This is a genomic window from Breoghania sp. JC706, from assembly GCF_037026715.1.
GTDB lineage: Bacteria > Pseudomonadota > Alphaproteobacteria > Rhizobiales > Stappiaceae > Breoghania.
This window is the reverse complement of record NZ_JBANCG010000003.1, coordinates 517,037-533,095: the sequence shown is the minus strand read 5'-3', so window position 1 is coordinate 533,095 and position 16,059 is coordinate 517,037. Positions and strand designations below refer to the sequence as shown.

Annotated in this window: 12 protein-coding genes; 8 read left to right on the top strand and 4 right to left on the bottom strand. The window is 64.6% G+C overall.

The window, feature by feature from the left end; all coding sequences use genetic code 11:
* Positions 1–140: 140 nt before the first annotated feature.
* From V2L18_RS08240 to V2L18_RS08230, 3 genes are all read right to left on the bottom strand, one after another.
* The gene (locus V2L18_RS08240; protein WP_336177624.1) at positions 141–1,391 is read right to left on the bottom strand and encodes a sarcosine oxidase subunit beta family protein; all 1,251 of its coding nucleotides are present in this window, start codon (positions 1,389–1,391) and stop codon (positions 141–143) included.
* A 172-nt stretch (positions 1,392–1,563) separates the two neighbouring features.
* Entirely contained in the window at positions 1,564–2,628 is a 1,065-nt protein-coding gene (locus tag V2L18_RS08235; protein WP_336177622.1) for a GlxA family transcriptional regulator, read from the bottom strand.
* Complete coding sequence (locus V2L18_RS08230) at positions 2,622–3,689, bottom strand: GlxA family transcriptional regulator (protein ID WP_336177620.1); 1,068 nt, start codon at positions 3,687–3,689, stop codon at positions 2,622–2,624. Before V2L18_RS08230 ends, V2L18_RS08235 begins: the two co-directional genes overlap by 7 nt.
* 704 nt (positions 3,690–4,393) lie before the next feature.
* Here V2L18_RS08230 and V2L18_RS08225 point away from each other — a divergent pair.
* Entirely contained in the window at positions 4,394–5,830 is a 1,437-nt protein-coding gene (locus tag V2L18_RS08225) for an NAD-dependent succinate-semialdehyde dehydrogenase (protein WP_336177618.1), read from the top strand.
* An 84-nt stretch (positions 5,831–5,914) separates the two neighbouring features.
* Here V2L18_RS08225 and V2L18_RS08220 read toward each other — a convergent pair whose 3' ends face one another.
* Positions 5,915–6,604 carry an HAD-IA family hydrolase gene (locus V2L18_RS08220; RefSeq protein WP_336177617.1) on the bottom strand — a complete coding sequence of 230 codons (690 nt, stop codon included), beginning with the start codon at positions 6,602–6,604 and terminating at the stop codon, positions 5,915–5,917.
* 214 nt (positions 6,605–6,818) lie between these two features.
* On the opposite strand from V2L18_RS08220, the gene V2L18_RS08215 reads away from it, so the two are divergent.
* The 7 genes from V2L18_RS08215 to rquA all read left to right on the top strand — a co-directional run bounded on the left by V2L18_RS08215 (position 6,819) and on the right by rquA (position 16,022).
* Positions 6,819–7,976 carry an ABC transporter ATP-binding protein gene (locus V2L18_RS08215; protein WP_336177615.1) on the top strand — a complete coding sequence of 386 codons (1,158 nt, stop codon included), beginning with the start codon at positions 6,819–6,821 and terminating at the stop codon, positions 7,974–7,976.
* A complete protein-coding gene (locus V2L18_RS08210; protein WP_336177614.1) occupies positions 7,966–8,901 on the top strand; it encodes a sugar ABC transporter permease in 936 nt (311 codons plus the stop codon). Before V2L18_RS08215 ends, V2L18_RS08210 begins: the two co-directional genes overlap by 11 nt.
* Positions 8,901–9,752 carry a carbohydrate ABC transporter permease gene (locus V2L18_RS08205; RefSeq protein WP_336177613.1) on the top strand — a complete coding sequence of 284 codons (852 nt, stop codon included), beginning with the start codon at positions 8,901–8,903 and terminating at the stop codon, positions 9,750–9,752. Before V2L18_RS08210 ends, V2L18_RS08205 begins: the two co-directional genes overlap by 1 nt.
* 116 nt (positions 9,753–9,868) lie before the next feature.
* A complete protein-coding gene (locus tag V2L18_RS08200) occupies positions 9,869–11,152 on the top strand; it encodes an ABC transporter substrate-binding protein (protein ID WP_336177612.1) in 1,284 nt (427 codons plus the stop codon).
* A gap of 91 nt (positions 11,153–11,243) precedes the next feature.
* Entirely contained in the window at positions 11,244–12,149 is a 906-nt protein-coding gene (locus V2L18_RS08195) for a CehA/McbA family metallohydrolase (protein ID WP_336177611.1), read from the top strand.
* 299 nt (positions 12,150–12,448) lie between these two features.
* The gene (locus V2L18_RS08190; protein WP_336177610.1) at positions 12,449–14,977 is read left to right on the top strand and encodes an EAL domain-containing protein; all 2,529 of its coding nucleotides are present in this window, start codon (positions 12,449–12,451) and stop codon (positions 14,975–14,977) included.
* 316 nt (positions 14,978–15,293) lie between these two features.
* Positions 15,294–16,022 (top strand): rhodoquinone biosynthesis methyltransferase RquA, encoded by a 729-nt coding sequence (gene rquA, locus V2L18_RS08185; protein WP_336177608.1) that lies wholly within the window; start codon positions 15,294–15,296, stop codon positions 16,020–16,022.
* Positions 16,023–16,059: the final 37 nt, after the last annotated feature.

Genomic DNA, 16,059 nt, shown 5'->3' with positions numbered 1-16,059 from the left:
CGTCATTGCCCGGCGCAGTCCGGGCAATCCATTGCCGGCATCCGCGCATCCGGAGGGCGCGATGGATCCCCCGGACTTCGCCGGGGGATGACGATAGAGAGAGCGGAAAGGAGGACAAAGAACGAACCATCCCATCCCCCTCAGTGCGCGACAGCCGCCGCGCCGTGTTCGTCGATCAGGTGACCGGTCGTGAACCGATCGAGCGCAAAGGGCGCGTTGAGCGGGTGCGGCTCGCCGGTCGCGATCGTGTGCGCGAAGACGAAGCCCGAACCCGGCGTCGCCTTGAAGCCGCCCGTGCCCCAGCCGCAATTGATGAAAAGGTTGTCGACCGGCGTCTTGGAGATGATCGGGCTCGCGTCGGGACACACATCGACGATGCCGCCCCATTGCCGCAGCATGCGCAGCCTGGAGAAGATCGGGAACAGCTCCAGCAGAGCGCCCATCTGGTGCTCGATCATGTGGAAGCTGCCACGCTGGCCGTAGCCGGTGAACGCGTCGATGCCGGCGCCGATCACCAGTTCGCCCTTGTCGGACTGGCTGACATAGACGTGCACCGCGTTCGACATCACGACACAGTCGATAACCGGCTTGACCGGTTCCGAAACGAGCGCCTGCAACGGATGGCTCTCGATCGGCAGCCGGAAGCCCGCCATCTGCGCCAGCACCGAGGAATGCCCGGCCGTGACGATGCCGACCTTCCTCGCCCCGATGAAGCCCTTCGCCGTCTCAACGCCCGTGACCCTCCCGCCCTCGCGGCGGATGCCGGTCACCTCGCAATTCTGGATGATATCGACGCCGCGCGAACTCGCCGCACGCGCCAAGCCCCAGGCGACCGCGTCATGCCGCGCCGTTCCGCCCCGGCGCTGCAACGTGCCGCCAAGGACCGGATATCGCGCGGACCTGGAGATATCGAGGATCGGGCAGAATTCCTTCACGCCCTCGGCATCGAGCCACTCGCTGTCGATACCGTTGAGCCGGAGCGCATTGGTGCGCCGCTGCGCTTCGCGCACGTCGGCGAGATTGTGCGCGAGGTTGAGCACGCCCCGCTGCGAGAACATGATGTTGTAGTTGAGATCCTGGCTCAGCCCCTCGTAGAGCTGCAACGACTTTTCATAAAGCGCCGCGCTCTCGTCCCACAGGTAGTTGGAGCGGATGATGGTGGTGTTGCGGCCCGTGTTGCCGCCGCCGAGCCAGCCCTTCTCGATCACCGCGACATTGGTGATGCCGTGTTCCTTGGCCAGATAGTAGGCGGTCGCCAGCCCATGCCCGCCGGCACCGATGATGACGACATCGTATTCCGCCTTGGGCGCCGCATCGCGCCAGGCCCGCTCCCAGCCGGCATGGTGGGAAAACGCATTCTTCACGAGCGCGAAAACCGAATAGGAGCCCATGCCCGACATTCTCCCCCAAAGGCCTCATTTGGCGTCAGGAGAAAGCATGATCCGGAAGGCGAAGGCGACGCTAGAACGGCAGGGCCACCGCGCTTGAATAAAACCGACATGAAAAGGAAAAGGCCGACAGGAAGTGCGGCACCCGCGGATACGCGCTGAACAGGAGGCCGACCTACTCGTAGAACCGGCGCTCCTGCGGCCTATCCCGCCCGTTCGGCCGCTGCGTCGGGATCATCAGACTCGGCTCCGTCGCCTCGCTCTCCTTGCGCACTTGCGACGGATTAATGCCGAAGAAGTCGCGGAAATGGCGCGAGAAATGGGCGCAATCGGCAAAGCCGGCCTCCAGCGCCACATCGGTCACGGAGCGGCGCGAGGTCTTGAGCATCCAGAGCCCGTAGCGCAGCCGCATGAGCCGGTAGAACCGGTTGGGGCTCATGCCGGTGGTTGCCTGGAACAGGCGCTCGAACTGGCGCGTGCTGATCGCCAGCTTGCCCGCGATTTCCTCCATGGCGAGCGGATCGCTCAGATGCTGCTCCATCATCAGCATCGCCCGGCGCACCCGCGCATCCAGCACCGGCCCGCCGACGGGCGGCGGCGGCTGCGACTGACCGGATGCCCGACCGGGATCGACCTGCAGAATGTGCATCGCCTTCTGCGCGGCGGCGCGCCCCAGATGTCTCTCGATGAGGAAGGCGGCAAGATCGACCACGCCCGCCCCACCGGAACAGGTGATGCGGTCGCGGTCCTCGATGAAAAGCTGCTCCGCCACCGGCACGAGATCGGGAAACTCCTCGACGAAATCGCGGAAATGATACCAGCTCACGCAGCATGCGCGGTCCTGCATAAGCCCTGAGCGCGCCAGCACGAAACTGCCCGTGCACACGCCTATGAGCGGAATTCCGGCCCGCGCGGCCCGGTGCACGCAGGCGATGGCTTGTGCGCCCAGTTGCGGCCCGCGATGGAGAAGCCCACCGACAACCACGAGATAGTCGAGACCGGCGAGGTCGTAATCCCTGTCCGGCGCGACCGCGATGCCGCAGCTGGACACACCCGGCTCATCCTTGCGACCCAGGATGTGCCAGCGGCAGCGGATCGGCCGGCTGCCGTCGCCCTCGTCGGCGGCGAGACGCAGGGCGTCGATGAAGCTTGAAAGCGCGGTCAGCGTGAAATTGTTGGTGAGCAGGAAACCGACCGTCAGCGCGGGTTTTTCGTCGCTTCCGTTTGCGCGGGCTACCATCCCTCGCGCCCCTCGTTCTCGTCCTCGGCCACCTGCGCGACCACCGCGGCCGACGGCATCGCCTCCCCCGTCATGCTCTCGGCGAACGCGCTCATGCGGTAGCGGCTGGAAATCTGGTCGGAGCGCGGCGGCACGCCGTAGTGGTCGCGGTAGCAACGGCTGAAATGCGCGGCAGACGAGAACCCGCAGCACACCGCCACCTGCTGCACGGATTTCGATGTCTGGTGCAGAAGTTGACGCGCCCGGATGAGCCTGAGGCCCAGATAATACTTGCCCGGCGAACAGTTCATGTAGGTACGGAAAAGCCGCTCCACATTGCGCCGCGACTGGCCGAGCCGCTTGGCCAGCGTCAGCAGGTCCAGCGGCTGCTCGATCGTCGTCAGCATCAGTTGGATCGCGGCCTGCAGGTCCTGCCGCTCGATGCCTAGAGGCTGCTGGATCACTGCGTTCTGCTGCATAGCGGCGGGACGGATCTTGTCGTGCAGCATCTGTTCGGAAATGCGCGCTGCCAGATCCTCTCCGTGGCGAGCGGCGATCCGGTGCAGCATCATGTCGGCGGCGGCGGTGCCCCCGGCGCAGGTGAACCGGTTGCGATCGACGGCAAAGATCTCGCCGGTCACCACGATGCCGGGGAAGTTCTCTGCAAAGCTCGCGAGGCTGTCCCAGTGGACGGTACAGCGGTAGCCGTCGAGAAGACCCGCGCGTGCAAGGATATGGCTCGCCGTGCAGACAGCTCCCAGCGCCACGCCCCGGCTCGCCATGCGCCTCAGCCAGGCAAGCACCTGACGGTCGTCGTACCAGTGACCATCGATCCCGGCGCACACGATGAGCGAGGAGACGGCAGGCGCGTCGGCGATTGCATGGGAAACACCGATCGGGATGCCGTTGCTCGCCCGCTCGCTGCCGCCGTCGCGCGACAGCAATGCCCAGTCGTAGAGCTGTTTTCCGCTCAGGAGGTTCGCCAGACGCAAAGGCTCGATCGCCGACGCGAAGGCGATCATCGAAAACCGGGGTATGAGAAGGAAACCGATCGTTTCCGGCTTATCCGCAGATGGTTCCAAGGTCGTCCCCTGAAGCGGATCGCGGCCGGTCGGGCAGCCCCCCTCCGGTCGCGTTTCCGCATTTGCGGTCAAGGCGCGTCCGCCACCGCCCTGCTGGCTTCGCCCGGGGCATTGGAAACCGTGCGCGCTTTGCCCGTCTCCCGAACATCGGGAAGCACCGACACACCCGTCCAGACTTTCCTCCAACCCGGCATCCGCGAAACCTGCTCTCAAACACAGGACGTTGCCCGATTGCCAACGCTAACGCGATCGTACATTCCGCGCATCAACAATCTGCTCACAAGAACGCTACGGCATATCGGTATCTCTGAGATGTGCCGGTCGGCCGTTTCTGCGCGTATAGGGCGGCGCCAAACAACCCGTCGGTTCATCGAACCGCGCGCACGAGAAGAAAAGAGCGAAGCCGAGAGGATCGGCTTCGAACTTTTCACAAGGCATGCTACGAAGATCGCGCCCTGCGCGCCGGCCCCGCCATTGTTGCGAGAGACCGGCGCCCCCGGGCCGCAATCCCGCTCGCGGCAATGTCCGGTCGCGCGGACCTCGTCCGCCCCGTCCTTCGCCGCCCTACCATTCCGGAGGAACCGCTGGAACCACACCCGGGGAGCTTGAGCCTTTGGCCAAACTCCCTATTTCCAGCACCGACGCCAAACCGCCGCCCGGAACACCATCCGGGGCGGCGGAGTAATCACCAATCGGAGATAACAATGACGACCTATCCAGACGTCCAGCTCTTCATCGACGGAGACTGGTGCGACGCCGCCGACGGACGCACGCTTGAAATCGTCGACCCGGCGACCGGCCAGGAAATCGGCCGCCTCGCTCATGCCGGCAAGGCGGATCTGGATCGCGCGCTCGCCGCCGTGGAGCGTGGGTTCAAGGTGTGGAGCGAGACGCCTGCCTTCACCCGTTACAAACTGATGCGCAAGGCCGCCGACCTGCTGCGCCAACGCGCCAGCGACATCGCCTGGATGATGACGAAGGAGCAGGGCAAGCCGCTTGCCCAGTCCAAGGGCGAGGTTCTGGCCGGTGCCGACACGATCGACTGGTTCGCCGAGGAAGGCCGCCGCACCTATGGCCAGGTCATCCCGGCGCGTGCGCCCGGCGTCGTGCAGATGACGATCAAGGTGCCCGTGGGCCCGGTCGCCGCCTTCACGCCTTGGAACTTCCCGATCAACCAGATCGTGCGCAAGCTGTCGGCGGCGATCGCCACCGGCTGCTCGATCATCGTCAAGGCGCCGGAAGAAACCCCGGCCTCGCCGGCCGAGCTCATCCGCTGCTTCGTCGATGCGGGTATTCCGCAGGGCGTGGTCAACCTCGTCTACGGCGTGCCGGCCGAGATCTCCGAATACCTGATCCCGCATCCGGTGATCCGCAAGATCTCCTTCACCGGCTCCACGCCCGTCGGCAAGCAGCTCGCAGCGCTCGCCGGCCAGCACATGAAGCGCGCCACGATGGAACTCGGCGGCCATGCACCGGTCCTCGTCTTCGACGACGCCGATGTTGAGACCGCGGTCAAGCAGATCTCTGTGCACAAGTACCGTAACGCCGGCCAGGTCTGCGTCTCCCCGACCCGTTTCCTCGTCCAGGACAAGATCGCCGACCAGTTCATGGAAGGCTTCATCGCGGCTTCCAAGGCGACGAAGGTCGGCAATGGCCTGGAAGACGGCGTGGATATGGGCCCGCTCGCCAACGAGCGTCGCATCCCGGCGCTGGAAGGCCTGATCAACGACGCGGTGGACGCCGGCGGCACGCTGGCGACCGGCGGCAAGCGCATCGGCAATCAGGGCTACTTCTTCGAGCCGACGGTGCTGACCAACGTGCCGACCTCGGCGCGCATCATGAACGAGGAGCCGTTTGGCCCAGTGGCGGTCATCAACCGCTTCTCCGACGCCGAGGAGGCGATCGCGGAGGCCAACCGCCTGCCGTTCGGCCTTGCGGCCTACGCCTACACGGGCTCGACCGAGACGGCGCAGATGCTAGGCGCGAAGGTGGAAGCCGGCATGCTGACCATCAACCACCTCGGCCTTGCCCTGCCGGAAGTCCCCTTCGGCGGCATCAAGGATTCCGGCTACGGCACCGAGGGCGGTTCCGAGGCGCTCGACGCCTATCTCGACACGCGTTTCGTCACCCAGATGCGATAAGAAATACACCCGGCGGGATGGAGACACTCCGCCGGGCTTTCCGCTTCGGCCAAACCATCCAACTCTCTGGATGCAACAGTCGCTCTATCCGACTGTCGCCATGCTGGCCGCAAGCAGGCGTTCCAGCTCCGCCACCCCTGTGACGACCGCATCCGCACCGGCGGCCAACAACGCGCCGCGCTGATCGACCCGCGCCTCGCTTTCACCGATGAAGCCGATCGCGAAAATCCCGGCCGCCTTGGCCGAATTCACCCCTTGCGTACTGTCGTCGATGAAGACGGCGCGATCCGGCGCGACCGAGAACGTCTTCAGGCAATGTTCGGCCAGATCCGGCGCCGGCTTCGGGCGCGCGACCATCTCCGCGCTGAAAACATGCGGCGCGAATGCGTCCCACAGATCGAGAATGCCGAGACTGTTCTCCAGCCGGTCGAGCGTTGAGTTGGAGGCGACGCACTTGTGTGCATCGAGCCCGCGCACCAAACGGCCAATCCCCTCGATCTCTCGAAGCTCCTGCCGGAACCCCTCGTAGAGCGCCTCGCGCCAGTTCGCCATGAAGGCGGCTTCATCCTCGATCCCGCGCCGCTTGAGATCGGCCAGCATCTCCTTTTCCGTCATGCCGGTGAACTCGCGCTGCACGTTTAGCGGATCCATCGCCAGCCCGGCCTCGGTCAGCGTCTGCGCCAGCGTGCGCGCGGAGACAGGCTCGCTGTCGATCAGCACGCCGTCGCAGTCGAAAATGACGAGATCGACGGACCTAAGCGGGGCGTTGAGCATGAAGTTGGCTGCCTTCTGTCAGAAACCGAAATCCGGAGGGAGAGGGTGGAAGGTCCGCGCCCCTGCCATTCGCGCCAAAAAGCGGGCCGGAGAGGTGCCACGGGAGGGAGATAGCAGCGAAACGACGTCAGGTGAAGCTTATTTTCGTCGATTGTTAAAATAGTGAAATAAAACTCCATTAGGTCAATGCCGGAACCGGAAAGGATCTGGCAAGATGGCCGCATCAGTCGAAATCGATGACATTCGCAAGTCCTACGGACCGACCCGCTCGCTGAAAGGCGTGTCGCTCGATATCCGCGCCGGCGAGTTCATGACGCTGGTCGGCCCGTCGGGCTGCGGAAAGTCGACCCTCCTGCGCATCATCGCCGGCCTCATGCCGCAATCTGGCGGCGAGATCCGGATTTCGGGCGCCCCGATCGACCACCTGCCGCCCAAGGCGCGCGACGTGGCGATGGTGTTTCAATCATACGCGCTCTACCCGCATATGACGGTTGCGGAAAATATCGCCACACCGCTGAACGCGCGGCGGCTTTCCCGCTTCGCGCGGCTGCCGCTGATCGGCCGCCTCGCCCCCTTCCAGAACGTCGCGCGCGCCCGGATTCGCGAAGATGTGGAGACCGTTGCCAGGCTCGTTGAGATCGAGAGCCTGCTTCAGCGCAAGCCGGCCGCGCTTTCCGGCGGCCAGCGTCAGCGCGTCGCGCTCGCCCGTGCCATCGTCCGTCAGCCCAAGGTTTTCCTGATGGACGAGCCCCTCTCCAATCTCGATGCCCGCCTGCGCGTCACCATGCGCACCGAGATCACCGCGCTCCACAAGCGGCTTGGCGCGACCTTTCTCTATGTCACCCACGACCAGGTCGAGGCGATGACGATGTCCGACCGGGTCGCGGTAATGATGGAAGGCGAGATCGTGCAATGCGCGAGCCCGCAGGAGCTCTATGACGCCCCCGCCGACATCCGCGTCGCCCGGTTCATCGGCTCGCCCGAGATCAACGTCGTTCCGGCCGACGAACTCTTCCGCGCCTGCACGGAAATGGCCCGTCATATCGGCCCGCAGGCGGCCGATCTCGACATTGCCTTCCGCCCCGAAGCGCTTCGCCCGGCCGGAGAGGCACCGCTGTTTGACTGCCGGCTGGAACAGACCGAACGTCTAGGCTACGACGTCCTTCTGTTCCTGCGCATCGCAGGCTGGAACGGTCGGCTGACGGCTCGCATGACGGCAGAAGAATTCGGCCGCCTCGTCCCCTGCGAGGGCCGCATCGCGATGCACCTGTCGCCGAACGCCCTGCTCGCCTTCGATCGGTCCGGCCGCCGCACCGCATTGCATGCCGCTCCCGCAGAACGTTCCGTCAGGGAGATGGCCCATGTCGGCTGACGTCGTCATCGGCGCGGCATCCGGGACGCCGCACCTCCGCCCGCGCAAACTCGGCGCCACGCTCTCCGCCCGCCTCGCCTATGCCTTTGCAGCGCCCTCGCTCATTCTTCTCGCGGTGGTGATGCTGCTGCCGATCGCAGCCGTTATCGCCATGAGCTTCACCGATTACCGGCTCGGCGACCTCGGCGTGACTTTCGCCGGCGTGGAGAATTATACGAAGCTCGCAGGCGACCGCACCTTCTGGCGGGCCCTGACGAACACGCTCGTCTACGTAGCGATGGTGGTGCCGGGGGCCGTTCTCCTCGGTCTTCTCCTTGCCGTCATCATCGACGGCCTCGACCACGGCAAGGCTTTTTACCGGCTCGTCTTCTTCCTTCCGGTCACGGCGACCGTCGTCGCCATGGCGCTCGTGTGGAAGTACCTGCTGCACCCCAATATCGGGCCGTTCAACCTGCTGCTGCGCGCCCTCGGCCTGCCGACGATCGATTTCTTCTCCAACCCCGACCTCGTTCTCGCGGGCCTTGCCATCATCAACATCTGGAGCCTCGCAGGCTTCAACATGGTGCTGTTTTCCGCCGGCCTCACCTCCGTACCGCAGGAACTGCACGACGCGGCTTCCGTCGACGGGCTCGACCACCCGCTTGACCGCTTCTTTCACGTCACCCTGCCGCTGCTGGGGCCGACGACAATGTTCGTCATCGTCACCTCCACCATCACCGCCTTCAAGGTCTTCGACACCGTCGCCGTGCTGACCCGCGGGGGCCCGCGCGGCTCCTCCGACGTGCTGCTCTACACAACCTATCTGGAAGGCTTCTCCTACTTCCGCATGGGCTCGGCCGCGGCAATGACCGTGGTCTTCCTCGCGGTGATCCTGATCTTCTCGCTGATCCAGGCGCGCGTCCTCGACAGGAAGGTGCACTACTGATGCGCGCTCCAACCCGCCCCACTCGGCTCCGCCCGTTCCTGCGCCAGCTCGCCGCCCACACGGTGTTGCTGTTCCTGGCCTTCCTGTTCCTCTTTCCCTTCTACGTGATGCTGGTGACCTCCTTCCGGGCGCCACAGGAGCTGTTCACGCCAGTGTTCCACTGGCTCCCCCAGCAGTTCACCGGGCTCGACTACTACGTGGAGGCGCTCACCACCTCGCCGGTTCTCACCTTCATGAAGAACGGCGCGATCATCTCGCTCGGCATCCTCGCCGTGCAGCTCCTGACCGCGATCCCCTGCGCCTATGCGCTCGCCAAGATGGAGTTTCGCGGCCGCGACCTGATCTTCGCCGTGGTCATATTCGCGCTGACGATCCCGATTCAGGCCCCCGCGCTGCCGCTCTTTCTCGGGCTCAACGCCTTCGGCCTGCTCGACACCTACTTCGCGGCCATGCTGCCGTCGTTCCTGTCGGTCTTCGCGATCTTCCTGCTGCGCCAGACGTTCAAGTCCTATCCGGACGAGATTATCCACGCCGCCCGCCTCGACGGCTTGTCGGAATGGTCGATCCTGTGGCGCATCGTCGTGCCCGGCGCGATCCCGGCGATCTCCGCCTTCGCGATCTTCTCGCTGACAACCCACTGGAACGACCTCTACTGGCCGCTGGTCGTCATCCGCTCCAACGAGCTGATGACCCCGCCGCTGGGCCTTTCCTACTTCGCGGATTCGGAGACCGGCGAAAACTACGGCGCGCTTATGGCGGTGGCCACCATCCTCACCCTGCCGCTGATGGTCGCCTTCCTCATCGCCCAGCGCCAGTTCATCCGCGGCATCACAATGACGGCGGTCAAGTAACCGCGCCGGCAATTTCTGGAGCGGGCCCGCGCCCGCCCCGACACCGACCGCATCCCGCGGTCTCTCGCATCCCCGCTCCTCCAACACCGACGGCGGGGAACCAAGAGGAACGGACGATGAATAAGTTTCTGAAATCCATCGCCCTCGGTGCGATGCTGGCCGCGACGTCGCTGTCGGCTCACGCCGAACAGATGACGCTCAAGGTCTACCACGCATGGGCCGGCCACAACCATTTCCACGAGGCGGTCGCCGACGCCTTCATGGAACAGCACCCCGACATCAAGATCGAGTTCCTCGCCTCCGGCGAGAGCTACGACTTCGCCCACCAGCAGGTCGTGCGCGATGCGCTGACCGGCAACCTGCCCGATGTCTATCACTCCGGCTTCCACCTGCTGCCGGAGCTGGTGCACAAGCTGTCGCGACAGGGCAAGATCGTCGACCTGACGAAATTCATCGATGAAGCCGGTGGCCAGGCCTGGATCGACGAAAACTTCGAACCCTCGATCATCAACCTGACGACGGTCGACGGCAAGGTCTACGGCCTGCCCTTCAACGCCTCCACGCCGATCATCTTCTACAACGCCGACCTGATCGAGAAGGCGGGCGGCGACCTCAACCATCTGCCGACCGACTGGGACGGCTGGATCGCGCTCGGCCACAAGATCGATGCGCTTGGTGACAACATCACCGGCATCTCCTACGCGGTCGATGCCTGGCCGGACGACTGGCTGTGGCGCGCGCTGATCTCCCAGCAGGGCAAGCCCTTCATGAATGCCGACGGCAAGACGGTCGCCTGGGACAACGAGGTCGGCCGCAACGCGCTCGAACTCGCCCGCCGCTTTGTCACCGAAGGCGGCATGCACCAGATGGAATTCGCCCAGGTCAAGCAGCAGTTCACGGCGGGCCTGACCGGCATCACGATCCAGTCGGTCAACTCCGCCCGCTCCTTCGGCGAGCTCGCTGAGGGCAAGTTCCGCCTCGGCTCCACGGTCTTCCCGGTCTCCAACACCGAAGCAGGCAAGGTGCCGACTGGCGGCAACGGCGCGGTGATCACCGCTCAAGGCGCGGCAAAGCAGAAGGCCGCCTGGGAGTACATCAAGTTCGCCTCCTCGCCCGAAGCGCAGAAAATCGCGGTGCTTGGCTCCGGTTACATGCCGACCAACAAGCGCGCCATGGCGCCGGGTCTTCTCGGCGACTTCTACAAGGAGCACCCGAACTGGCGTACCTCGCTCGACCAGATCGATCGCGCGGCCCCCTGGGAAAGCTATCCCGGCACCAACGCCGTGGAGATCTGGCGCACCCAGCGTTCGATCATCTCCGAGGTCATGGCCGGCGACATCTCCGTCGATGAAGGTCTGAAGCAGATGGTCGAAGAGACAAACGACCTGATCGGCAAGTAAGGCCGCAAACGATCGAGGTCGCGGCACCGCCAACGCGCCGCGACCTTCCCTTGCCGTCCAACGGCTTCGCGCCCAATTCAGGACACCGCAAATGACCACTGTGCTCCCCGCCTTCGCCGAGGGCGGCCGCTTCTACAAAGGCAACATCCATACCCATTCCACCCGCTCCGATGGTGCCCTGCCGCCGGAGGAAGTCATCCGCCGCTACCGCTCCGCCGGCTACGACTTCCTGTCGCTGACCGATCATTTCATGGAGCGTTTCGGCTTTCCCATCACCGACACGCGCGATCTCAGGAGCGACGGCTTCACCACCATCATCGGCGCGGAGATCCATGCCCCGCGCACCCAGATGAGCGAACTCTGGCATCTGGTGGCGGCCGGCCTGCCGCTCGACTTCACACCACCGTCACCGGAGGAAACCGGCCCCGAACTCGCCCGCCGCGCCCACGAGGCCGGCGCCTTCGTCGGCATCGCCCATCCGGCCTGGTATCAGTTGTCGCTGGACGATGCGGAAACGCTGGTCGAGCACACCCACGCGGTGGAGGTCTACAACCACGGCTGCCAGGTCATGCACGACCGTGGCGACGGCGCCTATCTGCTCGACGGGCTCGCCGATCGCGGCCACCGCATCAACACCTATGCCTGCGACGACGCCCACTTCAAGGCGCCCGATTTCGGCGGAGGCTGGGTCATGGTCAAAGCCGAGGCCAACACGCCCGAAGCGCTGCTCGCCTCATTGAAGGCCGGCACCTACTATTCCTCGCAAGGCCCGGAGATTCACGCCGTCGAGATCGCCGACGACGGCCTGCGCGTTGAATGCAGCCCGGCCGTGCGCATCCTCGTTAACGGACGCGGCTACCAGAACAGCTTCATCGGCGGCACCGGAATCAGCCACGCCACCCTGCCGCTCGAGAAACTGGAAGGCAGCCCCTGGATTCGCGTTATCGTGGTGGACGAGACAGGCCGGCGCGCCTGGACGAACCCCTTCTGGTTCTGAGCAAGACTTGCGCACGGGCCGCTCCACGCGGCCCGTCGCCTGCCTCCATTGGGCAAAAAACAGCGCGCACCGCACATCGACCTTTTCGCGCGCATTCTCAGAACAACAACTATTGCGAGTAATTGGCCGGCTAACAAAACGGGCATCCGAGAGAGGAAAACCGCTCCCTTCAGCCTCGGATAACTTAAGCTATTTAACATTGTAATTTATATTATCGTAAGGTCTGTTGTGCGTATAAATACGGGCCGTCGGCCACAGCGCCGCCGTTCCTTGTATTTTGTCGGTCAGAGGCAGAAATCGTGAGTTCTCAGCCGCTCCCGTCTCCCTGCGCCCCGGGCTCCTCCAACCCGCGCCGCGCCATTGATTTCGTGCTTTTGCGCTGGCGCTCCGAACGCACGGAGCCTCCGGAACTTCCGCCTTACGAGAATGTCGCCCTCGGCAATCTCGGCCATTTCGCCGACAGCATGGCGCTCGTCGTCCAGGACAAGTCGGGCGAACTCAACCTCGCCCGGGTCGGTGCGACATTTTGCGCGTGGGGCGGTGTTTCGCGCGACGGAGCCGCCTTCTCGAGCCTGAGGACCGACCGCGCTCATAGCCTGCGCGATGCGATCGAATTCAGCCGGCAGACCTGCGAACCGGCCCGCGTGACAACGCATCAGGTCGAGGACGGCAAGTTCGAGACCTACGACCTGTGGGCCCTGCCGCTCTCCAGCCTCTGGGGTCCGCCGGTGTTCATCATCGTGCTTGACCGGCGCGACACGCAGTACGACGTGCTCGACACCATGTTCGGCGCCACAGACGAGGGGATGATCGCACTGACGGCGATCAAGAATGCCAGCGACAAGGTGGTGGATTTCCAGTTCGTCGCCTTCAATGCGGGCGCATCGCGGCTGCTCGACATGCCGGCCGAGCGTCTGCAATGGTCCCGCCTTTCCGAACTCGGCCTGCGTCTGGAAGAGGCAGAGATCGTGGAAAACCTGGCGCGTGGGGTGGAACAGAAGCGACGCGTCAGTTTCGAGGTCTCTTACCCCGGCAAGCACGGTCTTCGGCACTTCAAGGTATCCGCCTCGCCGATGGGTGAGCTTATCTCGGTCACCCTCACCGACATTGCCGAGATCAAGGAGCGCGAGCGGTCCTTCCGTCTGCTTTTCGAGGGCAACCCCATCCCGACCTGGCTCGTGGCGAGCGACACGCTCAGGATCCTGCACGTCAACGATGCCGCCGTGCGTCACTATGGACACAGCCGTGAGGCTTTCCTGCGGATGACGGTTCTGGAAATCCTCAGTGCGACGAACCGGCTGGATTTCGCCAACTTCCTGCATGAGTTGGACCATCCCTATCAGGGACAGGACGTCTGGCACCATGTGCGCGCCGACGGCAGCGAGATGGAGGTCTACCCTTACGTTCGCCGGATGGACATGGACGGACGCCAGAATTTCGTGATCTCCGTCGTCGACGTGACGGAGCGGCGCAAGGCGGAAGCCCGCGTCGCGCACATGGCCCATCACGACGCGCTGACGGACCTGCCCAACCGCGTGCTTTTCCGCGAGCGGTTGCAGGAAGCGCTGCGGCGGGCCCAGCGAAACGACCGTCTCGTGGCCGTGCTCTGCCTCGACCTCGACCATTTCAAGGAGGTCAACGACACGCTCGGCCATCCCGTCGGCGACAAGCTCTTGCAGGCGGTCGCCTCCCGTTTCAAGAGCACCTTGCGCGAGACGGATTTCGTGGCGCGTCTTGGCGGCGACGAGTTCGCGATCATCCAGACCGACATGGGCAGTCCGATCGAGGCGAGCGCCCTGGCGGCGAGGCTGATCGACCATATCGGCCAGCCCTATCAGATCGACGGCCATCACGTCGTCATCGGTACCAGCATCGGCATCGCGCTTGCGCCGGCCGACGGCGTGGAGCCTGACCATCTTCTCAAGAACGCCGACATGGCGCTCTACCGCTCCAAGAACGACGGCCGCAGCATCTTCCGCTTCTTCGAGCCGGACATGGATGCCCGCCTGCAGGCGCGCCGGACGATGGAACTGGACCTGCGCCACGCACTGAAGGCACGGGAATTCGAGCTCCACTATCAGCCGCTCGTGAACCTCGAAAGCGGCAAGGTCTGCGCTTTCGAAGCCCTGCTGCGCTGGCATCACCCCACGCGCGGGCTGGTTTCGCCCGCGGAGTTCATCCCGCTGTCGGAGGAGATCGGCCTCATCGTCGACATCGGCGCGTGGGTTCTGGAGGAGGCCTGCCGCGAGGCGGTCCACTGGCCCGAGGAGGTCAAGATCGCGATCAACCTCTCGCCCGTCCAGTTCCGAAACAACCGAGTGGTCGGCGCCGTCGCGCATGCGCTGCAGGTCTCCGGCATCGCTCCGCAACGGGTGGAACTGGAGATCACCGAATCGGTGCTGCTGCAGGACAGCGAGGCCAATATGGAGGCCCTCAGAGACCTGAAGGCCCTGGGCATCCAGATCGCGATGGATGATTTCGGCACGGGCTACTCATCCCTCAGCTACCTGCAGAAATTCCCCTTCGACAAGATCAAGATCGACCAGTCCTTCGTCCGCACGCTGTCCGAGCGCCCCGAGGCTGGCGCGATCGTGCGGGCCCTGACCGGCCTCGGTCGCAGCCTGTCGATCGACACCACGGCGGAAGGGGTGGAGACCGAAGAGCAGCTGGAACACCTGCGCAGCGAGGGCTGCACCCAGGTGCAGGGCTATCTCTTCAGCCGCCCGCTCCCCGCGCGGGACGTCGACGAAATCCTGAAGCATGTCTTCCGGCAAATCGCTTCCGGCACGGCCAAGGAGACAGATCCGGACCGCGTCGCGGCGATCTGATCTCTTTTCCCCGGCATAGCCCACCTCCCGGTCGGGATCTCGGCCGGCTTGTTCCGCCATTCCCGGCCCGAGACCCGGACGTGTTGGCGCACGAGACAATATATCTCTGGTCCGCTCCGGCCCGGTCGGGGAAAATCATCGTCCGCGCATGCACGGATTGCAAACCGCATCCGCTTCGCTGCACCTGAAGGTTGCTGCGGTGGGTGTGAGGTTCTGGGAGGAACCAAGCCGGTCGCATTGTCGTGGCACTGCCGCAATGCCGTGGCACCTCATGCCCCCTCACCGCGCCGGACGCCCTGCCAGAGGATTGTTCCGAATGTCTGACATACTCGAAGATGCCTCCTGCCCGATTGGCCAGGAAACTGCCGCCGGGCCATCGATTTCCTCGCCGCCAGTGCCCGAATACATGCGGGAAATCTACGACTGGGCCTACATCAATCCCCGCCTCGTGCCCCTGCTCGACCGCCAGATCGTCGTCCAGACGATTCTCTGGGGCAATGCCAACAGGCTGGTGAACACCGCCGTCGAGGAATTTTCGCCCGGACAGAACCTGCTGCAGCCGGCCCATGTCTACGGGCGTCTCTGCGCCCAGCTCGCCGAACGGGTCGGACCGGAAGGGCACCTGGAGGTCCGCGACGTCACGCCTATCCAGGTCGCTCGCGCCCGAACCAAGCTCGCCGGCCACGCCAACGCCACCGTCGTCCACGCCGATGCCTCACGTCCTTTCGGCCGCCAGCACGACGGCGTGTGCTGCTTCTTCCTGCTGCACGAGGTCCCGGACGACTACAAGCACAGGATCGTCGACAACGTGCTCGCCGCCGTGAAGCCGGGCGGCAAGGTCGTCTTCGTCGACTACCACCGGTGGCACCGTTTCCACCCGATGGGCCCGATCATGTGGTTCGTGTTCCGCTATCTTGAACCGTTGGCGCCGTCCCTTTGCGCCTCCGAGATCCGCAACTTCGCTAGCGCCCCAGACAGCTTTACCTGGACGAAGCGGACATTTTTCGGCGGGCTCTACCAGAAGGTCGTCGCTGTCCGAAAATAGGTGGCCGGCATACAGGTGACCCGGAAACGGATCGCCT